17 protein-coding genes are annotated in these 20,698 nt (G+C 56.6%); 11 read left to right on the top strand and 6 right to left on the bottom strand.

Features of this window, described 5'->3' with window-relative positions; translation table 11 throughout:
• Positions 1-48: 48 nt before the first annotated feature.
• Positions 49-2,157, bottom strand: coding sequence for a right-handed parallel beta-helix repeat-containing protein (locus tag AB6V08_RS19290; protein ID WP_368544428.1), 2,109 nt, complete (start codon positions 2,155-2,157; stop codon positions 49-51).
• A 344-nt stretch (positions 2,158-2,501) separates the two neighbouring features.
• Between AB6V08_RS19290 and glmU the strand changes: the two genes are divergently transcribed.
• The 10 genes from glmU (at position 2,502) to AB6V08_RS19240 (ending at position 14,777) form a co-directional block, all read left to right on the top strand.
• On the top strand, positions 2,502-3,872 hold the full coding sequence (gene glmU / locus AB6V08_RS19285) for a bifunctional UDP-N-acetylglucosamine diphosphorylase/glucosamine-1-phosphate N-acetyltransferase GlmU (protein WP_368544426.1): 1,371 nt from the start codon (positions 2,502-2,504) through the stop codon (positions 3,870-3,872).
• Between the two features lie 238 nt (positions 3,873-4,110).
• Positions 4,111-5,940 carry a glutamine--fructose-6-phosphate transaminase (isomerizing) gene (gene glmS / locus AB6V08_RS19280; RefSeq protein ID WP_368544425.1) on the top strand — a complete coding sequence of 610 codons (1,830 nt, stop codon included), beginning with the start codon at positions 4,111-4,113 and terminating at the stop codon, positions 5,938-5,940.
• Between the two features lie 289 nt (positions 5,941-6,229).
• On the top strand, positions 6,230-7,270 hold the full coding sequence (gene pstS, locus AB6V08_RS19275; protein WP_368544423.1) for a phosphate ABC transporter substrate-binding protein PstS: 1,041 nt from the start codon (positions 6,230-6,232) through the stop codon (positions 7,268-7,270).
• A gap of 126 nt (positions 7,271-7,396) precedes the next feature.
• Positions 7,397-8,356: a phosphate ABC transporter permease PstC gene (gene pstC / locus AB6V08_RS19270; RefSeq protein ID WP_217188840.1), complete on the top strand. Its 960-nt coding sequence runs from the start codon at positions 7,397-7,399 to the stop codon at positions 8,354-8,356.
• Positions 8,356-9,246: a phosphate ABC transporter permease PstA gene (pstA, locus tag AB6V08_RS19265; protein ID WP_368544420.1), complete on the top strand. Its 891-nt coding sequence runs from the start codon at positions 8,356-8,358 to the stop codon at positions 9,244-9,246. The genes pstC and pstA overlap by 1 nt, the downstream gene beginning before the upstream one ends.
• Positions 9,247-9,293: 47 nt before the next feature.
• Entirely contained in the window at positions 9,294-10,067 is a 774-nt protein-coding gene (pstB, locus tag AB6V08_RS19260) for a phosphate ABC transporter ATP-binding protein PstB (RefSeq protein ID WP_015961095.1), read from the top strand.
• A gap of 13 nt (positions 10,068-10,080) precedes the next feature.
• Complete coding sequence (phoU, locus tag AB6V08_RS19255; protein WP_008500182.1) at positions 10,081-10,806, top strand: phosphate signaling complex protein PhoU; 726 nt, start codon at positions 10,081-10,083, stop codon at positions 10,804-10,806.
• A gap of 478 nt (positions 10,807-11,284) precedes the next feature.
• Positions 11,285-12,832 (top strand): carbohydrate porin, encoded by a 1,548-nt coding sequence (locus AB6V08_RS19250; RefSeq protein ID WP_368544418.1) that lies wholly within the window; start codon positions 11,285-11,287, stop codon positions 12,830-12,832.
• A gap of 26 nt (positions 12,833-12,858) precedes the next feature.
• The gene (locus AB6V08_RS19245; protein ID WP_368544416.1) at positions 12,859-14,028 is read left to right on the top strand and encodes an alpha/beta hydrolase-fold protein; all 1,170 of its coding nucleotides are present in this window, start codon (positions 12,859-12,861) and stop codon (positions 14,026-14,028) included.
• 23 nt (positions 14,029-14,051) lie between these two features.
• The gene (locus AB6V08_RS19240) at positions 14,052-14,777 is read left to right on the top strand and encodes a glucosamine-6-phosphate deaminase (protein ID WP_368544415.1); all 726 of its coding nucleotides are present in this window, start codon (positions 14,052-14,054) and stop codon (positions 14,775-14,777) included.
• Between the two features lie 35 nt (positions 14,778-14,812).
• On the opposite strand, the gene yieH is transcribed toward AB6V08_RS19240, so the two are convergent.
• Complete coding sequence (yieH, locus tag AB6V08_RS19235) at positions 14,813-15,478, bottom strand: 6-phosphogluconate phosphatase (RefSeq protein WP_368544414.1); 666 nt, start codon at positions 15,476-15,478, stop codon at positions 14,813-14,815.
• A 166-nt stretch (positions 15,479-15,644) separates the two neighbouring features.
• On the opposite strand from yieH, the gene adeP reads away from it, so the two are divergent.
• Positions 15,645-16,982 carry an adenine permease AdeP gene (gene adeP / locus AB6V08_RS19230; protein ID WP_368544413.1) on the top strand — a complete coding sequence of 446 codons (1,338 nt, stop codon included), beginning with the start codon at positions 15,645-15,647 and terminating at the stop codon, positions 16,980-16,982.
• Positions 16,983-17,072: 90 nt separating this feature from the next.
• Here the strand turns inward: adeP and AB6V08_RS19225 are convergent, their stop codons facing one another.
• From AB6V08_RS19225 to AB6V08_RS19210, 4 genes are all read right to left on the bottom strand, one after another.
• Entirely contained in the window at positions 17,073-17,639 is a 567-nt protein-coding gene (locus AB6V08_RS19225) for an NADPH-dependent FMN reductase (protein ID WP_368544412.1), read from the bottom strand.
• A 35-nt stretch (positions 17,640-17,674) separates the two neighbouring features.
• Positions 17,675-18,421: a 4'-phosphopantetheinyl transferase superfamily protein gene (locus AB6V08_RS19220; protein WP_368544411.1), complete on the bottom strand. Its 747-nt coding sequence runs from the start codon at positions 18,419-18,421 to the stop codon at positions 17,675-17,677.
• Between the two features lie 141 nt (positions 18,422-18,562).
• Complete coding sequence (gene yidZ / locus AB6V08_RS19215) at positions 18,563-19,525, bottom strand: HTH-type transcriptional regulator YidZ (RefSeq protein ID WP_368544410.1); 963 nt, start codon at positions 19,523-19,525, stop codon at positions 18,563-18,565.
• On the bottom strand, positions 19,494-20,669 hold the full coding sequence (locus AB6V08_RS19210; protein WP_368544408.1) for an MFS transporter: 1,176 nt from the start codon (positions 20,667-20,669) through the stop codon (positions 19,494-19,496). Before AB6V08_RS19210 ends, yidZ begins: the two co-directional genes overlap by 32 nt.
• Positions 20,670-20,698: the final 29 nt, after the last annotated feature.

Here is a 20,698-nt window from a genome sequence, read left to right as displayed (position 1 = left end):
TTCGGTACGTTCAACCACTGATCCGCTGAATGCCGAGTGGCGCCACGCTTACCGCTGTGTGATAAGCGAAGCGCCATCTGGCAGCAGCTCCCCCTCGCTGTTCACGCTTTTCCCCTTCGTAATAAAGTAGTTAGACTCGTCGATATTCCCGACAACCGCATCGTCATACTTGCCTGGCGCTGTGCGCACGGACTTATTCCCGGTGAAAATCCCCTGCGTAGACGCATCCCCATACGGGCTCGGGCGGAAGATAAAGTTAAAGCGCTGGTTATCCACGGCCAGGTTATTGGTCACCACCAGCGCGCCCGGATTGAAGTTATCGGTAAACCCGTCCAGATGATTGCCAATCGCCCTGCTGTTACGCACTTCATGCGCCACCGGCTGGCCCTCACCGCCGAGCTTAAAGCCGTTGCTGGTGTTGTTGCGGGCGATTGAATTCTCAATCACGACGACCCCGTTCGCGCCATCCTCAATCTTGTTAAACAGGTCAAAGCCGTCGTCGATATTGTCGTGGGAATAGCAGTTCTCCAGACGATTGCCCTCGCCTACGCGCATTTTGACCGCAAACCCGTCGGCGTTAATCTTGCCCGGATCTTCATTGCCCCAGGATTCCGAGTTGATCACCCGGTTGTGGCTCGCCCACAGCGGACGGCCAATATTCTCCGGCGATGAAATCTGAATGCCGGTGTCGTCGTTGCGGTAGGCCTTCACGCTGTCCAGGAGGTTATGGCTGCCCTGAATACGCAGGCTTTTCCCGGTGATCTCTATCCCTGCGATGTGCCAGTAGCTGGCGTCCAGCAGCAGCCCGCCGAGGGTCGCCTTTCCGTTCGCCTGCAGGGTTTTGGGGCTATCTGCGCTGCCGCTGGCCGTGACTGGGATAACGCTGCGCGGGTAATCCCCGGCCTGCAGCACGATGTTTCCCCCTGCCGGGAGCAGGCGGATGGCGGTGGTGAGATCCATCGGCGAGTCAGGCGTCCCTTTGCCTTCGGCCTTGCCCTGCGGGGAGACGTGCAGCGTGGTCAGTGGATTATCGGGAAGCTTTTCAACGCTGAAATCCTGAGACACCGGGGCGTTATCCGCTGCGCCTGTGGGGGTAAACGTCAGCCGGAAGGCGTTTTTCTCCGCAAGCGTTGCGGGCACGGCGTACATCTCTCCGGCTTTGACCGGTTTATCGTTACCGATCACCACTTCATTTTGTCGGACGCTGAAAACGCCATCGTAGTTAGCGCGGGCCTGCACCAAATACTGCGCAGACGTACTTTGATTTCCCGAGGCGAGCTGCACCACCACGGGCTGCGCCTTGGGCTGCCAGGGCGCGGACGCCACCGTTTTTGCGGGAGAGGTAGTGAGTGACGCATCGGTCACGGTGATTTTGGCATTGCGGGAGGCGAAGAAACCCACGTAATACCGTTCGCGGTTCTGAACGGTAATCAGATCGGCGCGCGGCACGCTCTGGCTTACCCACGCATCGCTGCCTGCGGGCGCCCACGAGGTCACAAAGCCGTCATTGGTGCGCTCCAGGCGGAGGCGAAACTCGGGCGTTTGCCGTAAATCCACCTCCTCTTTATAACTCAGCTTTGTAATTGCCGCGCCGGCGTCGCCCCACGGATCGGAGATCCCCTCCCGGGTGATGGCCTGCATTTTTACCCGGTGATGATCTTTTTTATCCTGGGTCATGATGGCGTTCATGACCTGGTTCGACGCCGCGGGAAACTCCTCATAGCCCTCCTTCAGCGGCTGCTGTCGCGGCACGCCAATGACGTCGCGCACCAGAAGCCCCGCCCCTTCCTGAGCCGCCGGCTTAGCCCCGTTTTCCGGGCCGAACTGATCGACCCTGACGTTGGCCTGCAGAACGAAGTTCTTATCCGCCGGAAGCTCGGTGTAGAAGAAGGTCAGCCCGTCGTGGGAATTCGCGATTTTTCCGCCCCGGCTCTCAATGGTGATGGTCTTTGAGAGATCGGCCGCGTCCTGCGGGGCTAGCGTTGCGCCACCGATGGTGACATCGTTAACGCCAATTTTGGCGGGCAGAACGTTTGAGGAAAAATTCAGATCCGTCGATTGCCCGAAGGCGATCGCTTTCCAGACGTGAGCAGGCTCCGCCGCCGAGGCCGTAAAGGTGCTACACATCATTAGAGCCAGAGGTATTTTATAATTCATCTTATTCTCCTGAGTGATAATTGAGCGCCATTATCATCAAGATGAAACGGTGTTTCTTTTTTGTTTGTCACATTATTCGATTATTAAAACCGTGTTTTGATTTAGCGGTATCTTTATTCATGTGGCGAAAGAATAGCTAAGCTATTGTGAACGCTGGTGACTTGCTGCGAGAGTGCGATTTTCCAGAGAAAAAGTGATTTACGCGGCGTGAAAAAGTATCCTCAAATAGCCCGTAAAGCCCCGGGTTGAACGTTTTAACGCCACTCCATTTTATGGCGCAAAATATGTAGAATTTTCAACGTCAAAGGGTTTTACTTCTCACTCAAATTACAGTCAGGACGCGTATGTTGAACAATACGATGAGCGTGGTCATTCTTGCCGCTGGCAAAGGCACCCGCATGTATTCCGATCTTCCGAAGGTGCTGCACACCCTGGCAGGAAAGCCGATGGTGCAGCATGTCATTGATGCTGCAAATGAACTCGGCGCGAAGCAGGTTCACCTGGTTTACGGCCACGGCGGCGATCTCCTTAAGCAAACCCTGCGTGATGACAACCTCAACTGGGTACTTCAGGCCGAGCAGCTGGGTACGGGCCATGCGATGCAGCAGGCGGCGCCGTTCTTTGCCGATGACGAAGATATCCTGATGCTGTACGGCGATGTCCCGCTGATCTCCATCGAAACCCTGACCCGCCTGCGTGAAGCAAAGCCGCAGGGCGGCATCGGTTTGCTGACCGTGGTGCTGGACGATCCGAGCGGCTATGGCCGTATTACGCGTGAAAACGGCAAGGTGACCGGCATCGTCGAGCACAAAGATGCCACCGACGCCCAGCGTCAGATCCCGGAAATCAACACCGGCATCCTGATCGCCAACGGCGCGGACATGAAGCGCTGGCTGTCAAAGCTGAACAACAACAATGCGCAGGGTGAATACTACATCACCGACATCATTGCGATGGCGTATCAGGAAGGCCGCGAAATCGCCGCCGTCCATCCGGCGCGGATCAGCGAAACGGACGGCGTAAACAACCGTCTGCAGCTGTCCCGTCTGGAGCGTATTTATCAGGCCGAGCAGGCGGAAAAACTGCTGCTGGCGGGCGTGATGCTGAACGATCCGGCGCGTTTTGACCTGCGCGGTACTCTGTCCCACGGGCGCGATGTCGAGATCGATACTAACGTTATCCTTGAAGGCAACGTCACGCTGGGCCACCGCGTGAAGATCGGCACCGGCTGCGTGATCAAAAACAGCGTGATTGGCGATGATTGCGAAATCAGCCCGTACAGCGTGGTTGAAGATGCGCACCTTGAATCGGCCTGCACCATCGGCCCGTTTGCGCGTCTGCGTCCGGGTGCCGAGCTGCTGGAAGGCGCCCACGTGGGCAACTTCGTTGAAATGAAAAAAGCACGCCTGGGCAAAGGCTCCAAAGCCGGTCATTTGACCTACCTGGGCGATGCGGAAATTGGCGATAACGTGAATATCGGCGCGGGGACGATCACCTGCAACTATGACGGTGCCAATAAATTCAAAACCATCATCGGTAATGACGTGTTTGTGGGCTCCGACACGCAGCTGGTGGCGCCCGTCACCGTGGGTAACGGCGTGACCATTGCCGCCGGGACAACCGTCACGCGCGATGTGGCCGACAACGAGCTGGTATTAAGCCGCGTGCCGCAGGTGCATAAGCAGGGCTGGCAGCGTCCGGTGAAGAAGAAGTAACGGATTTACCCCTCACCCTAACCCTCTCCCCAAAGGGGAGAGGGGATCGTTCGGTGCGGTGTTTTTCTCCCTCGCCCCTTTGGGGAGAGGGCTGGGGTGAGGGGATAACATAATCCTCCCCCCACAGGCAGTACCCATAAAAATAACCCCACTCTCTACAAGGCTCGGGGTGCCCGGAAAGGGCAAATACAGGTCAGCGACAACGCAGGCATCATGCCTAAATTCGGAATCTAAAACTATGTGTGGAATTGTTGGCGCAGTTGCGCAGCGTGATATTGCTGAAATCCTTCTCGAAGGCTTACGTCGTCTGGAATACCGTGGCTACGATTCGGCCGGTCTGGCCGTCGTGGATGCAGAAGGTCATATGACCCGTCTGCGTCGTCTGGGAAAAGTGCAGATGCTGGCGCAGGCGGCGGAAGAACATCCGCTGCACGGCGGCACCGGTATTGCGCATACCCGCTGGGCAACGCACGGTGAGCCTTCAGAGGGCAACGCCCACCCGCATGTGTCTGAACACATTGTGGTGGTACATAACGGCATTATCGAAAACCACGAACCGCTGCGCGAAGTGCTGAAAGCGCGCGGCTACACCTTTGTGTCTGAAACCGACACCGAAGTGATTGCTCACCTGGTCCACTGGGAGCTGGCGCAGGGCGGTACGCTGCGTGATGCGGTGCTGCGCGCTATCCCTCAGCTGCGCGGCGCATACGGTACGGTAATCATGGATTCCCGCGATCCGTCCACGCTGCTGGCCGCGCGTTCCGGTAGCCCGATGGTTATTGGCCTGGGCATGGGTGAAAACTTTATCGCCTCCGATCAGCTGGCGCTGCTGCCGGTGACCCGCCGCTTTATCTTCCTGGAAGAGGGCGATATCGCCGAAGTCACGCGCCGTTCGGTCGCAATTTTCGATAAATCCGGCGCAGCCATTAAGCGCCAGGAGATCGAATCCAACCTGCAGTACGACGCGGGCGACAAAGGCGCCTACCGTCACTACATGCAGAAAGAGATTTACGAGCAGCCAAACGCCATCAAAAACACCCTGACCGGGCGCATCAGCCACGGCGAGGTTGATCTGAGCGAGCTGGGTGCGAACGCCAACGAGCTGCTCTCAAACGTTGAGCATATTCAGATTGTCGCCTGCGGCACCTCGTACAACTCCGGGATGGTGTCTCGCTACTGGTTTGAATCCCTGGCGGGCGTGCCGTGCGATGTCGAAATCGCCTCTGAGTTCCGCTACCGCAAATCCGCGGTGCGCCGTAACAGCCTGATGATCACCCTTTCCCAGTCTGGCGAAACGGCGGATACCCTTGCGGCGCTGCGTCTGTCGAAAGAGCTGGGCTACCTCGGTTCTCTGGCCATCTGTAACGTGCCGGGCTCCTCGCTGGTGCGTGAGTCCGATCTGGCGCTGATGACCAAAGCGGGAACGGAAATCGGCGTGGCGTCGACCAAAGCCTTCACCACCCAGCTGACCGTTCTGCTGATGCTGGTGGCTAAGCTGGCGCGTCTGAAAGGGCTGGATGCGTCCGTTGAGCAAAACATCGTGCACGGGCTGCAGGCGCTGCCGAGCCGTATCGAGCAGATGCTTTCTCAGGACAAGCGTATCGAGCAGCTGGCGGAAGATTTCTCTGACAAACACCACGCGCTGTTCCTGGGGCGTGGCGATCAGTATCCGATTGCGCTGGAAGGCGCGCTGAAGCTGAAAGAGATCTCCTACATTCACGCCGAAGCCTATGCGGCAGGTGAGCTGAAGCACGGCCCGCTGGCGCTGATTGACGCCGATATGCCGGTTATCGTTGTGGCACCTAACAACGAACTGCTGGAAAAGCTGAAATCGAACATCGAAGAAGTCCGCGCCCGCGGCGGCGTGCTGTTCGTCTTCGCGGATAAAGACGCCGGTTTTGTCAGCAGCGACAACATGCACATCATTGAGATGCCGCATGTGGAAGAGGTGATCGCGCCTATCTTCTACACCGTTCCGCTGCAATTACTGGCCTATCACGTTGCGCTGATCAAAGGCACCGACGTTGACCAGCCGCGTAACCTGGCGAAGTCCGTAACGGTCGAATAATCCCTTCAGGCTCCACCTTCGGGTGGAGCTTTTTTTCGCCCTTCCGAATATGACAATCTGTCATTTTCAGCTAACTTTTCAGTGTCACATAAAGAAAATTTTTCTGAAATCTTAGCGTCATAATGATGTTTAAGGTGCTGATAATAAACGTCTATTTTGATATTCCTTAAGCAAAATTCCCACTGTCATAAAACTGTCATAATTCGTACATTTATCTGTCACCTGTTTGTCCTATTTTGCTCATCGTAGCCACTAAACAACGATTTACGAAATCCTTGCAGGAGACATTATGAAAGTTATGCGTACCACTGTCGCAACTGTTGTCGCCGCGACCTTATCTCTGAGCGCTTTCTCTGTATTCGCAGAAGCAAGCCTGACTGGTGCCGGTGCAACCTTCCCTGCGCCGGTGTATGCCAAATGGGCAGATACGTACCAGAAAGAAACCGGTAACAAGGTTAACTATCAGGGTATCGGCTCCTCCGGTGGCGTTAAACAAATTACCGCGAATACCGTTGATTTCGGCGCGTCAGATGCTCCGCTGTCTGACGAAAAGCTGGCGCAGGAAGGCCTGTTCCAGTTCCCGACCGTGATCGGCGGTGTTGTTCTGGCTATCAACCTGCCGGGCGTGAAGTCTGGTGAGCTGGTGCTGGACGGCAAAACCCTGGGTGACATCTACCTGGGCAAAATCAAAAAATGGGATGACGAAGCGATCGCTAAGCTCAACCCGGGCCTGAAACTGCCTGCTCAGAACATCGCCGTGGTTCGCCGCGCTGACGGTTCCGGCACCTCCTTCGTGTTCACCAGCTACCTGGCGAAAGTTAACGAAGAGTGGAAATCTAAAGTCGGCTCTGGCTCTACCGTTAACTGGCCGACCGGTCTGGGCGGTAAAGGTAACGACGGTATCGCCGCGTTCGTACAGCGTCTGCCTGGCTCAATCGGCTACGTAGAATACGCTTACGCGAAGCAGAACAACCTGTCCTACACCAAGCTGGTTTCTGCCGACGGCAAACCGGTTAGCCCGACCGAAGAGAACTTCGCTAACGCGGCTAAAGGCGCTGACTGGAGCAAATCCTTCGCACAGGATCTGACCAACCAGAAAGGCGACAACGCATGGCCAATCACCTCTACCACGTTCATTCTGGTTCACACAGCTCAGAAGAAACCTGAGCAGGGTACCGAAGTGCTGAAGTTCTTCGACTGGGCGTACAAAAACGGCGGCAAACAGGCTAACGACCTGGATTACGCAAGCCTGCCGGACAGCGTGGTTGAGCAGATTCGTGCTGCATGGAAGACCAACGTGAAAGACAGCAGCGGTAAAGCGCTGTACTAACAGGATATATTTAACGAAGATGGCGGGTGGCGTTGCGCTTACCCGCCCTACGGTTCCGACTGTAGGCCGGATAAGCGGCAGCGCCATCCGGCAATTTCGTAAACGCGTTTAAAAGAAGAGTAATTTATGGCTGCAACCAAGCCTGCATTTAACCCTCCGGGTAAAAAAGGTGACATGATTTTCAGCGCGCTGGTAAAACTGGCTGCGCTGATTGTGCTATTGCTGCTGGGCGGCATTATCGTGTCTCTGATTTTCTCCTCCTGGCCGAGCATCCAGAAATTTGGATTCTCCTTCCTGTGGACCAAAGAGTGGGATGCGCCGAACGATATCTACGGTGCGCTGGTGCCGATTTACGGCACGCTGGTGACCTCGTTCATCGCTCTGCTGATTGCGGTTCCGGTGAGTTTCGGTATTGCCCTGTTCCTGACGGAGCTGGCGCCGGGCTGGCTGCGACGCCCGCTTGGTATCGCCATTGAGCTGCTGGCGGCCATTCCCAGTATCGTTTACGGCATGTGGGGTCTGTTTATCTTTGCTCCGCTGTTTGCGACCTACTTCCAGGAGCCGGTCGGCAACGTTCTGTCGGCAATCCCGTTTGTGGGCGCGCTCTTCGCCGGCCCGGCATTCGGTATCGGTATTCTGGCCGCAGGCGTGATCCTCGCCATCATGATTATCCCGTACATTGCGGCGGTTATGCGCGATGTCTTCGAACAAACCCCGGTGATGATGAAAGAGTCGGCCTACGGTATCGGCTGCACCACCTGGGAAGTTATCTGGCGCATCGTTCTTCCGTTCACCAAAAATGGGGTGATCGGCGGCGTGATGCTGGGCTTAGGCCGCGCGCTGGGTGAAACCATGGCGGTGACCTTTATCATCGGTAACACCTACCAGCTCGACAGCGCCTCGCTGTTCATGCCGGGCAACAGCATTACCTCGGCGCTGGCGAACGAATTCGCCGAAGCGGAATCCGGGCTGCACGTTGCCGCGCTGATGGAACTCGGTCTGATCCTGTTTGTTATCACCTTCATTGTTCTGGCGATTTCCAAGCTGATGATTATGCGTCTGGCGAAGAATGAGGGGGCACGCTAATGGCAACGCTCGAAATGCAAAACACCGCTGCGCTGGCGGAATCTCGCCGCAAGATGCAGTCAAAGCGCCGCCTGAAAAACCGCATTGCGCTGACGCTCTCAATGGCGACCATGGCGTTCGGGTTGTTCTGGTTGGTGTGGATCCTGTTCTCTACCGTGGTTCGCGGTATCGACGGCATGTCCCTGGCGCTGTTCACCGAAATGACGCCGCCGCCAAACACGGCGGGTGGTGGTCTGGCGAACGCCCTGGCGGGCAGCGGCCTGCTGATCTTATGGGCGACCGTTTTCGGTACGCCGCTGGGCATTATGGCGGGGATCTACCTGGCGGAATACGGCCGTAAATCCTGGCTCGCGGAAGTGATTCGCTTCATCAACGACATTCTGCTTTCTGCCCCGTCTATCGTGGTCGGTCTGTTCGTTTACACCGTGGTGGTGGCGCAGATGGAGCACTTCTCCGGCTGGGCGGGCGTGATTGCGCTTGCGCTGCTGCAGGTGCCTATCGTTATCCGTACCACCGAGAACATGCTGAAACTGGTGCCGGACAGCCTGCGTGAAGCGGCGTATGCGCTGGGCACCCCGAAATGGAAAATGATCTCCGCGATTACGCTGAAAGCGTCTGTCTCCGGGATCATGACCGGCATCCTGCTGGCCGTTGCGCGTATCGCCGGTGAAACGGCACCGCTGCTGTTTACGTCCCTCTCCAACCAGTTCTGGAGCACCGACATGATGCAGCCGATCGCCAACCTTCCGGTCACCATCTTTAAATTTGCGATGAGCCCGTTCGCGGAGTGGCAGCAGCTGGCCTGGGCCGGGGTGCTGATCATTACCCTTTGCGTACTGTTGCTGAACATTCTGGCGCGCGTCATTTTCGCGAAGAAGAAACACGGTTAATTTTTTACGGCGCGGCACATCGCGGCGCCGAATGAGGAAATGAGTCAATGAGTATGGTTGATACTGCCCCGGGTAAGATTCAGGTTCGCGATTTGAACTTCTACTACGGCAAATTCCATGCCCTGAAGAATATCAACCTGGATATTGCGAAGAACCAGGTCACGGCATTCATCGGTCCGTCCGGCTGCGGTAAATCCACGCTGCTGCGTACCTTTAACAAAATGTATTCGCTCTATCCGGAGCAGCGCGCCGAAGGCGAGATTCTGCTGGATGGCGACAACATTCTCACCAATACCCAGGATATCGCCCTGCTGCGTGCCAAAGTGGGTATGGTGTTCCAGAAGCCAACGCCGTTCCCGATGTCGATCTACGACAACATCGCCTTTGGCGTGCGCCTGTTCGAAAAGCTCTCCCGCGCCGACATGGACGAGCGCGTGCAGTGGGCTTTGACCAAAGCCGCATTATGGAACGAAACCAAAGATAAGTTGCACCAGAGCGGGTACTCTCTCTCCGGTGGTCAGCAGCAGCGTCTGTGCATCGCGCGTGGTATCGCCATTCGCCCGGAAGTGCTGCTGCTGGATGAGCCGTGTTCAGCGCTGGATCCGATCTCAACCGGTCGTATCGAAGAGCTGATCACCGAGCTGAAGCAGGATTACACCGTGGTTATCGTGACCCACAACATGCAGCAGGCTGCCCGTTGTTCCGATCACACGGCGTTTATGTATCTGGGCGAGTTGATTGAGTTCAGCAACACGGACGATCTGTTCACCAAGCCCGCGAAGAAACAAACTGAAGATTATATTACTGGCCGCTACGGTTGATTTGGAGTGAACCATGGACAACCTTAATCTCAATAAACACATTTCCGGCCAGTTCAACGCAGAGCTGGAAAGCATCCGCACCCAGGTGATGACCATGGGCGGCATGGTAGAGCAGCAGCTTTCTGATGCGATCACGGCGATGCACAACCAGGATAGCGAGCTGGCGAAGCGCGTTATCGAAGGCGATAAAAACGTCAACATGATGGAAGTCGCCATCGACGAAGCCTGCGTGCGCATCATCGCAAAACGCCAGCCGACGGCGAGCGACCTGCGTCTGGTGATGGCGATTATCAAAACCATCGCCGAGCTGGAACGTATTGGTGACGTTGCGGATAAAATCTGCCGCACGGCGCTGGAGAAGTTTTCTCAGCAGCACCAGCCGCTTCTGGTCAGCCTGGAGTCTCTGGGCCGCCACACCGTGCAAATGCTGCACGACGTGCTGGACGCCTTCGCGCGTATGGATCTCGACGAAGCGGTGCGTATTTACCGCGAAGACAAGAAGGTCGACCAGGAATACGAAGGCATTGTGCGCCAGCTGATGACCTACATGATGGAGGATTCGCGCACCATTCCAAGCGTGCTGACCGCACTGTTCTGCGCGCGCTCGATTGAGCGCATCGGCGACCGTTGCCAGAACATTTGCGAATACATCTTCTATTTCGTGAAGGGACAGGATTTCCGTCACGTTGGCGGCGACGAGCTGGACAAGCTGCTGGCGGGTAAAGATCCAAAAGAGTAAAAAAATAAATAACGCCAGCGTTGCTGGCGTTATATTTAATATCAATTATATAAACCCCATAAATAGTCTATTCCGCGAAGCCGTAATCAACGGCCAAATAAATTTGGCCTTAGTCACAAATCACGCTATTACGCGTTGTGTTTCCTTCTCGTCTGCAATAAAACACCGTGGTACTCAGTCATTGATAAAAATTAATTAGCGGAACGCGCAATTATCGTCATTGCAGGGTTGTAACCGTCACCGTACGGGCAAAACCTGAAAAGACCCACTTCGAAAGAAGCGGTGTTCTTTTCAGGTTTTTTTATTTCCGTAAAACGGTAAAAGGCAGGCTAACAAGCCTGCGCGATGCCGTGCGCGCCTGTATTGCCGGAACCGCTATTGCGATTGCCTCTGCTTTTTTTGTGCCCTCTTTTTCCACTGTATTTTGGATAAGAAATCCTCGGTTGTTTAATAATAATGTTTAAAAGGGAATCTTAATATGTTCAGGAGAAATGCTCTTACCTCTGCATTTTTAATGATGGCGCCGTTCTGCCAGGTGAACGCGGAATCATTAACGGTTGAACAGCGTCTTGAATTACTCGAGAAGGCGCTGAAGGATACGCAAAATGAGCTGCAATATTATAAAAAACAGGCAGCCCCGGCGCAGTCGAGCGTAAAGCCGACGAAAAAACCCAACGCGGTACTGGTGAAAAATGACAACGCCGCGGGGGATGAAAGCGCGCCGGTATATTCATCAATAACCATGAAAGATTTCAGTAAGTTTGTGAAAGATGAAATCGGGTTCAGCTATAACGGCTATTTCCGCTCCGGCTGGGGAACGGCGTCGCACGGCTCACCCAAATCCTGGGCGATTGGCTCGCTGGGCCGACTGGGGAACGAATACACCGGCTGGTTTGATTTGCAGCTGAAACAGCGGGTCTACCACGAAGGCAACAAGCGCGTGGACGCCATCGTGATGCTGGACGGCAACGTCAGCCAGCAGTATTCCACGGGCTGGTTCGGGGATAACGCGGGCGGGGAAAACTACCTCCAGTTCTCTGACATGTACGTGACCACCCAGGGCTTCCTGCCGTTCGCACCGGAAGCGGATTTTTGGGTCGGCAAGCACGGCGCGCCGAAAATTGAGATTCAGATGCTCGACTGGAAAACGCAGCGCACCGATGCCGCCGCGGGCGTGGGTCTGGAAAACTGGAAAGTCGGCCCGGGCAAGGTGGATATCGCCCTGGTGCGTGAAGACGTGGATGACTATGACCGCGAGCTGAAAAATAAGCAGCAGATCAACACCAACGCCATCGACCTGCGCTACAAGGAGCTGCCGCTGTGGGATAACGCGACCCTGATGCTGAGCGGGCGCTATGTCGCGGCGAATCAGAGCTCCAGCGAGAAGTATAACCAGGACAACAATGGCTATTACCAGTGGAAAGACACCTGGATGCTGGGAAGCACGGTGACCCACAAGTTCGACGCGGGCGGCTTCAACGAGTACTCCCTGCTGGTGGCGAACAACTCCATTGCCAGCAGCTTCTCGCGCTATGCCGGCTCCAGCCCGTTCACGACCTTTAATGGCCGATACTATGGCGATCACACCTACGGTACGGCGGTTCGCCTGGCCTCGCAGGGGGAAATGTACCTGGGGGACAACGTCATCGTCGCGAACGCGCTGGTCTATTCGTTCGGTAATGACGTCTACAGCTACGAAACCGGCGCGCACTCTGACTTCGAATCCATCCGTGCCGTGGTTCGTCCTGCCTGGATCTGGGACAAATTCAACCAGACCGGCGTTGAGCTGGGCTATTTCAAACAGAAAAACACCGACCTGACGGGCAAAAATTATTACGAGTCTGGCTACAAAACCACGCTCTTCCATACCTTTAAGGTCAACACCAGTATGTTGACCTCCCGCCCGGAAATTCGTTTCTACGGCACTTACATTAAAGCGGAAGACACCGATCTCGATAATTTCACCTTCGAGGACAAGAAGAAAGATCAGTTCGCGGTGGGTGCCCAGGCTGAAATCTGGTGGTAACCAGATAATTTAAAAAGGATTTACGCATGAAACGAATTAAATCGGCTTTATCGCTTATTACGCTCGCGGTTTGCCTTAGCCAGCCGGCTTTCGCCGCGCAGCTGCCCGATACGCCGGATCCGGCGCTGCCCGTGCAGCAGTACGTGACCCAGGTGAATGCGGATAACTCCGTTACGTTCCGCTTCTTTGCCCCGAATGCGAAAAGCGTGTCCGTGGCGATCGGCGTTCCAACGCCGGACAACATTCATCCGATGGTGAAAGACAGCTCCGGTCTCTGGAGCTGGAAGGCGCCCGCGCTGAAGCCCAACCTGTATGAGTATTTCTTTAACGTCGACGGCGTGCGCAGCATCGATACCGGAACGGCGATGACCAAGCCGCAGCGTCAGGTTAACAGCAGCATGGTGCTGGTGCCCGGCAGTATTCTGGACGTTAAAGCCGTCCCGCACGGCGATCTGATTGCGCTGACCTACCACTCTCAGGCGCTCAATTCAGAGCGGCAGATGTACGTCTGGACGCCGCCGGGCTACAGCGGCAAAGGTAAGCCGCTGCCGGTACTCTATTTTTATCATGGCTTTGGCGATACGGGGCGTTCGGCCATCGACCAGGGGCGCATCGCGCAGATGATGGATAACCTGCTGGCCGACGGAAAAATTGCCCCGATGCTGGTGGTGGTGCCGGATACCGAAACGGACGCGGAGGGCATCGTGCCTGAAACTTTTGTTCCCGGCGAGCGCCGCAAAGAGTTCTATCCGCTCAACGCGAAGGCCGCCGATCGCGAGCTGATGACGGACATTATTCCGCTTATCAGCAAGCGTTTTAACGTTCGCACCGACGCCGAGGGCCGCGCGTTGGCGGGGCTGTCCCAGGGGGGCTATCAGGCGCTGGTGTCCGGTTTTAATCACCTTGAAAGCTTTGGCTGGCTGGCCACCTTCAGCGGCGTGACCACTACCACGGTTCCCGACGCTGGCGTCAGCGCGCGTCTGGACGATCCCCAGTCGATTAATAAGCAGCTTCGCAACTTTACCGTGGTGGTGGGCGACCAGGACATGGTCACCGGGAAAGATATCGCCGGGCTGAAAGCCGAGCTGGAAAAGCGCGATATTCGCTTTGAGTACCATGAATATCCGGGTCTGAATCATGAAATGGACGTCTGGCGCCCGGCCTATGCCGAATTTGTGCAGAAGCTATTCAAATAAACCCGGCTTATCAGGATGATACGATGAAAGTGATCATTACCGATGACTACGAGCAGATGAGCCAGTTCGCGGCGCAGCAGGTGTACGACCTGATGACCAGGCCGCGCCGGGTTCACCTCGCCATTACGGCGGGCAACACGCCTAAGCGGATGTACGAGCTGCTTACGCCGAAGGTCAAAGGCAAGAACTGGCTTAAAAACGTCCATTTTTATAACTTCGACGAGATCCCGTTTCGCGGCAGGCCCGGCGATGGCGTGACCATCACCAACCTGCGCAGGCTGTTCTTCACCCCGACGGAGATCGGCGAGGCCAACATCCACAAGCTGACGGTGGATAACTACCCGGCTCACGACCGGATGCTGGCCGAGCGGGGCGGGCTGGATCTGGTGGTGATGGGGCTGGGCACGGACGGTCATTTTTGCGGGAACTTGCCCAACACGACGCATTTCCACGACATGACCACCACGGTGCCGATCGAGGGTGAGATGATCAGCCTTGTCGCCGAGGGCGAGCTTGGCGGCGACGTTTCGCTGGTGCCGGATCGCTACGTGACGATGGGGCCGAAAAGCATCATGGCGGCAAAAAATCTGCTGATGATGGTTAGCGGTGCCGGGAAAGCGAAGGCGCTAAAAGGGATGCTGGAAGGACCGGTCACGGAGCAGCTTCCCGCCTCCGTGCTGCAGCTGCATCCGTCCCTGACGGTGATTGCCGACAAGGCCGCCGCCGCAGAGCTGACGCAGTCGTACTAAGGTAAACGTCCCGCCGCGCTGCGGCGGGATTATCCTCAGCGGGTAATTTTCCACCCGCGCGCCTTCCACAGCGCCGGCAGTTGCGCCAGGTCGGTAAAGGTCGTCACTTTTGGATGATCGATCGGCTTGTTGTGCGGATCGGCGCAGAAGTAAAACACCTCCATGCCCGCATCAATTCCCGACTGCGCACCGGCGGAGGAGTCATCCACCAGGATGCAGTTCTCCACGTTCACGTTCATTGCTTTCGCCGCATGGAACATCAGCGCCGGGTCGGGCTTCCAGCGCTGGATATCGTAGCCGCTGAACAGCTTTTCCGGGAAGTGGTGCAGCATCTCAAGCTTACCCAGCGAGTGCTGCATTTTGCTGACCGGGCCGTTAGAGACCACGCAGATCGGCACCGTCATGGCGTCCAGCAGCGCGTTCGCGCCAGAGATGACTTCCAGCTCGGCGTCGAAGAGGCGTGCGACCTCGGCGCGGTACACGGGCTCCAGATCCGCTTTTGCGAGATCCACGCCGTGTTCTTCGTTAATGATGTCGATGATCTCGTAGAGCTTCACGCCCTTAAAGCGTTTGAACACCTCGTCGAGCTCGAGCGTAATGCCAAATTCCTGGAACATGGCGACGTACGCACGGGAACAAATGACCTCACTGTCGACAAGCGTACCGTCGCAGTCGAAAAATACCGCCTCAATTCCGGACATGCTTTTCCCTTTTAACAAGTTTAACGTTTACGTGATGCAGTTTAACGACACGCAATCGTTGCCGTATAAGCAAATTCAATGAAAAAAAGTACCTTACAACCGCCCTTATTGTCGCATTTTGGTATAGGATAGCGACGAATTTTCCCTCCTTGTTCGGAAATAGATGATGAGTCAACAACACACTACCCAGACATCTGGTCAGGGTCTGCTTGAGCGCGTGTTTAAGCTGCGCGAGCACGGCACAACGGCACGCACCGAAGTGATCGCCGGTTTCACCACCTTCCTGACGATGGTCTATATCGTTTTTGTTAACCCACAAATTCTGGGCGTTGCTGGCATGGACACCAGCGCCGTCTTTGTAACCACCTGCCTGATCGCTGCGCTGGGCAGCATTCTGATGGGTGTGTTCGCTAACCTGCCGGTTGCGCTGGCACCGGCAATGGGTTTGAACGCGTTCTTCGCATTCGTGGTGGTTCAGGCGATGGGCCTGCCGTGGCAGGTGGGGATGGGCGCTATCTTCTGGGGCGCGATTGGCCTGCTGCTGCTGACCATTTTCCGCGTGCGTTACTGGATGATTGCCAATATTCCGGTGAGCCTGCGCGTGGGGATCACCAGCGGTATTGGTCTGTTCATCGGCATGATGGGCCTGAAAAACGCGGGCGTTATCGTGGCGAACCCGGATACCCTGGTGAGCATCGGCCATCTGACCTCGCACAACGTGCTGCTGGGCGTGCTGGGCTTCTTTATCATCGCGATCCTGGCGTCCCGCAACATTCATGCGGCGGTGCTGGTCTCTATCGTGGTGACCACGCTGCTGGGCTGGATGCTGGGCGATGTTCACTACAACGGCATTGTGTCCGCGCCGCCAAGCGTGAGCACCGTTGTTGGCCACGTCGACCTGGCGGGCTCGCTGAACCTCGGTCTGGCGGGCGTGATTTTCTCCTTCATGCTGGTAAACCTGTTTGACTCCTCCGGTACGCTGATTGGCGTGACCGACAAAGCCGGTCTGGCGGATGAAAAAGGTAAATTCCCGCGCATGAAGCAGGCGCTGTTCGTGGACAGCGTTTCTTCCGTGGCGGGCTCGTTCATCGGCACCTCCTCTGTTACCGCTTACATCGAATCCTCGTCCGGTGTCTCCGTCGGCGGGCGTACCGGCCTGACGGCGGTTGTGGTCGGCATTCTGTTCCTGCTGGTGATTTTCCTCTCTCCGCTGGCGGGCATGGTTCCTCCGTATGCGGCGGCGGGCGCGCTGATTTATGTGGGCGTTCTGATGACGTCCAGCCTGGCGCGTGTGAAGTGGGATGATTTAACCGAAGCGGTGCCGGCGTTTATTACCGCGGTGATGATGCCGTTCAGCTTCTCGATCACCGAAGGTATCGCGCTGGGCTTTATCTCTTACTGCGTGATGAAGATCGGAACCGGTCGTTTCCGCGACCTCAGCCCGTGCGTGATCGTTGTTGCGCTGCTGTTCGTGCTGAAGATTGTGTTTATTGATGCCAAATAAACAGCAAGCCCTTTTCGACGAAAAGGGCTCTGGTGTTTGTCCCCTCTCCCGCGGGAGAGGGCCAGGATGAGGGCATCAGCCCTCTCCGGTTTACGCTTTAACCCGCTTGATATAATCACCAAACGCGGTCAGCTGGCCTGAAAGATGGTCACGCGTGCTTTGATCCACCACTTCACCCGTCTGCGGGTCGACCTTGTTCTGAATCACACCGCCCATAAACTCCGGCTTGTTCATCACCATCGCATCCAGGAACACTAAAATCTGGCGCAGGTGATACTGGCAGCGCGCGCCGCCGATAGCGCCCATCGAGCTGGTCTGGATCAGCACCGGCTTCCCGGACAGCGGCTGCTCCGGCAGGCGGGACAGCCAGTCGATAGCGTTTTTCAGGCCACCCGGCACCGAATAGTTATACTCCGGCGTGACGATCACCACGCCGTCGGCCTGGCGGATCTGCTCTGCCAGCGCTTCCACGCTCTGCGGGAAACCCTCTTCCTGCTGAACGTCAGCATCGTACAGCGGGATATCACCAATTGAAGGCAGTGCGGAGATCTCCATCCCTGCGGGAGCGAACTGCGGCAGCGTGCGGGCGACCATGCCGTTAAATGAACCTTTGCGCAGGCTTCCCAGTAACGTAACAACTTTCAACGTATCAGACATGATTACTCCTTTGCATCATGATGGCCCTGGACGGGTCAGTTAAGGGTAAGAGCTTTTTCTGCCGGTAAACTGGTTAATCTCATTAAGCGCGCGGCGGGTTCGTTGGCGCGCGCAGGGACATCAGGAAGGCTACGCCACCCACGCCCGCTGTCAAATTCCCAGATTTTGAGTCGTTCGATTGCCGGGGTGACGGAGATAGACCAAATCAGCACGTCTTCGGCATCGCTAAGGGCTTCCACCAGCGAGGTTTTCGTGGCGCGCAGGCGGCCCGAGCCGGGCAAAAGCTGAAGCAAGCTGGCATCATCCGCGGCGCATCCGCAGAGCTTGCGAATGCTCTGACGCAGCGTGATCAGCTGCGCTTTCGCTTCGTTCGGGTCGTTCTGGTTACGCACCCACAGCTTCTCGTTGCTGGAGAGCGGATAGGCATCAAGCGGGTTGGCGCCGTGAAGGCCGTGACTCGCACGCTGGAGTTCCATATCCAGCCCGCAGTCGCCTTCGGTGGTCAGCGCAACGCCAATAATATTGCCGGTGTAGGAGACAGAAAAGCGGGGAAGATCCGGGTCTGCGAAGACCGGGCGGCCGCCGGGCTGGGTGATCATATCCGGCAGCTCGCTGGTGCCGTACAGCATGAATAGCAGCTCGGCGAGTAGCGCCCTGGAGGCTAAAAAGCGCGTCCGGCGGTGTTCAGGAAGCTTGAGTGCTTCATTGTGGCAGGCGAGTGAGAGCCTGGCCGATACGAGGCGTCCTTCAGAGAGAGTCCCTCTTGCAAAGTGCGTTGCCATTTTTCGCTCCTTGATAATGGTCGTAGTCGGTTAAACGGTTACATGATTATCGCTTAACTTCGCTTCTGATTTAATCAGTAAATGGGATTAAGAGAAGTCTTAGCGCCGAACTTTACACATTATTAGGCAAAAATTTGATGGCTAACGCAAAGGAACGCCATAAAGCGCTTTGATTGTCTCTTTTAGCCACAAAATTTTCGGATTATGGCTATTACGCTTGTGCCAGATGAGCGTGAACGGCACGGTAAGTTTTTCGGCCTGGGCTTCGTCGATGGGAATGGGAAGTGAGACCAGTTTGCGCTGCTGGAGCTGGTTGTAGTGGTGGCAATAGTGCGGCGCGGTGGCGATGTAGTTATGGCCCGGCTGCGCCGCCATAAACATCGACTGCTCGAATCCCGGCAGGCTCATGGCGATATTCCTGTCGCGCCCCATCTCTTTGAGCACCTCGTCCAGCGCCCAGGTGTCGCTGCGCTCCCAGAAGATGCTGATATGCGGGTAGCGCAGGAACGTTTCCAGATTCCACTCTTCCCGCAGCGCCGGGTGATCTTCACGCAGGTAGACGCACGGACGGTCGCTGAACAGAATTTCATAATCGATAAACCACGGCATCAGCTTCAGCAGCTCCCGGGAGCGCGGGTGCGTTTCGCGCCCGGTAAAGCCGAGGTCTACTTCGCCGCGGGTGATGGCGTCCAGCGAATCGTAATCCCACTGGCGCATCTTCACCGTGGCCTGCGGATAGCGCTGGTTCACCTGCTCCAGCAGGGTATTAAAGCGGATCAGCATCAGCGGGGTTTCCGCCGCCAGCTCAAACTTCAGCCCGCCGGGGGAGTCGTGGTGGAATTTATCGAGGATCTGATTGCCGATTTGCATCCAGTCCGCCAGATCCTGCTCAAGACTGACCGTCAGCGGCGTAGGCAGCAGCCCCAGCGGCGTTTTAACAAACAGCGGATCCTCAAACCAGTCCCGCAGCTTCGCCAGCGATTTACTCACCGCCGACGGCGTGACGTTCATCCGCTTCGCGGCTTTGGTCACGCTGCGCTCCTGCAACAGCAGCTGCAGGGTGAGCAGAAGATTAAGATCGAGACTGCTGATGGGCTTCTTCATAGTGCGCGGCGGGCTGAATGACCAAAAGTAAGAGAATGCAGATAATGCTACAGCCAATCAGAATCCCGATCAGCATATTCAGCGCGTTAAGACCGAGAACCGCCGCCAGCCAAATCCACAGCGACGACCCGCAAACCTGCGCAATGCCCAGCACCGAGCTTGCCACGCCCGCCTTCAGCGAGAACGGGCCGAGCGCCTGGCTCATCGCCACGCCAAAACCTACCGAGAACCCGGCGCAAATCAGGGTGATGCCCGCCAGCATCACCGCGTGTGAACCGGCGGTGGCCAGCATCACGCCTGCGGCGAGGAACAGCGCCTGTGACGTCAGCATCAGGGTGCGCTGACGGAAGATATTGAGCGCAAAGGGCGTTGAGAACGACACGGCCATACTGACCAGCGCGGTACACGCCATCACCGTGGAATACTCCCCGCGATCGAAGCCCATCGTTTCCATCAGCAGCACCGGGGAAACGTTTACATAGGTCAGAATCACCGCCACGCTCAGGGTGGTCACGGCCAGACGGCTGAGGAAAAAGCGGTTGAGAAGCCTCTCGGCGGGATGGAGGGTTGCCGCGCGCGGCGCGCTTTGCGAGCCCGGGTGCGTCTCTTTCAGCACCGTTATCGACAGCGTAAACACCAGCCCCCCCATTGCCGCCATCGTCCAGAACAGGGTCTGCCACGGGAACTTCAGCATGATGAGATACCCGACCACCGGCGCGAGCACCGGGATAATGCAGGTAATGCCGTTGAGCATCGAGAGCACTTTGGCGCGACGCTGCGCGCTCAGGGTATCGCGCAGAATGGCGAAGGCCACCACGTAGCACCCGCCCGCCCCGATGCCCTGGATAAAGCGCCCGGTAAGGAACAGCGTGCTGTTATGCGCCATTGAACAGAGGATAGAGGCCAGCGCAAAGACGATAGCGCCGGTGATAGCCACGGGCTGACGGCCCGCTTTATCCGCGATTTTCCCGGCAAACACCATCGACGATGCCATTCCCGCGAGATAGGCCGAAAACGCGATATGCAGCTGCGCTTCGCTGGCGCCCAGATCCCGGGCGATATGCGGTAAGCCCACCAGATACATATCTATACCTGATGGATAAAGCAGAACCAGCGCAAAGCTACAAAACAGAAAACGAGCCATAAATCCCCCATAGATGCAGGCAAGCAGCA

Origin of the sequence: Enterobacter soli, assembly GCF_964208575.1 — a bacterium.
GTDB classification, from domain to species: Bacteria; Pseudomonadota; Gammaproteobacteria; order Enterobacterales; family Enterobacteriaceae; genus Enterobacter; species Enterobacter soli_A.
This window is presented reverse-complemented; position numbering and strand designations above follow the sequence as displayed.

Coding starts and splice junctions, on each gene's coding strand:
- AB6V08_RS19290 (WP_368544428.1), bottom strand. CDS start 2,157: ATGAATTATAAAATACCTCTGGCTCTAATGATGTGTAGCACCTTTACG.
- glmU (WP_368544426.1), top strand. CDS start 2,502: ATGTTGAACAATACGATGAGCGTGGTCATTCTTGCCGCTGGCAAAGGC.
- glmS (WP_368544425.1), top strand. CDS start 4,111: ATGTGTGGAATTGTTGGCGCAGTTGCGCAGCGTGATATTGCTGAAATC.
- pstS (WP_368544423.1), top strand. CDS start 6,230: ATGAAAGTTATGCGTACCACTGTCGCAACTGTTGTCGCCGCGACCTTA.
- pstC (WP_217188840.1), top strand. CDS start 7,397: ATGGCTGCAACCAAGCCTGCATTTAACCCTCCGGGTAAAAAAGGTGAC.
- pstA (WP_368544420.1), top strand. CDS start 8,356: ATGGCAACGCTCGAAATGCAAAACACCGCTGCGCTGGCGGAATCTCGC.
- pstB (WP_015961095.1), top strand. CDS start 9,294: ATGAGTATGGTTGATACTGCCCCGGGTAAGATTCAGGTTCGCGATTTG.
- phoU (WP_008500182.1), top strand. CDS start 10,081: ATGGACAACCTTAATCTCAATAAACACATTTCCGGCCAGTTCAACGCA.
- AB6V08_RS19250 (WP_368544418.1), top strand. CDS start 11,285: ATGTTCAGGAGAAATGCTCTTACCTCTGCATTTTTAATGATGGCGCCG.
- AB6V08_RS19245 (WP_368544416.1), top strand. CDS start 12,859: ATGAAACGAATTAAATCGGCTTTATCGCTTATTACGCTCGCGGTTTGC.
- AB6V08_RS19240 (WP_368544415.1), top strand. CDS start 14,052: ATGAAAGTGATCATTACCGATGACTACGAGCAGATGAGCCAGTTCGCG.
- yieH (WP_368544414.1), bottom strand. CDS start 15,478: ATGTCCGGAATTGAGGCGGTATTTTTCGACTGCGACGGTACGCTTGTC.
- adeP (WP_368544413.1), top strand. CDS start 15,645: ATGAGTCAACAACACACTACCCAGACATCTGGTCAGGGTCTGCTTGAG.
- AB6V08_RS19225 (WP_368544412.1), bottom strand. CDS start 17,639: ATGTCTGATACGTTGAAAGTTGTTACGTTACTGGGAAGCCTGCGCAAA.
- AB6V08_RS19220 (WP_368544411.1), bottom strand. CDS start 18,421: ATGGCAACGCACTTTGCAAGAGGGACTCTCTCTGAAGGACGCCTCGTA.
- yidZ (WP_368544410.1), bottom strand. CDS start 19,525: ATGAAGAAGCCCATCAGCAGTCTCGATCTTAATCTTCTGCTCACCCTG.
- AB6V08_RS19210 (WP_368544408.1), bottom strand. CDS start 20,669: ATGGCTCGTTTTCTGTTTTGTAGCTTTGCGCTGGTTCTGCTTTATCCA.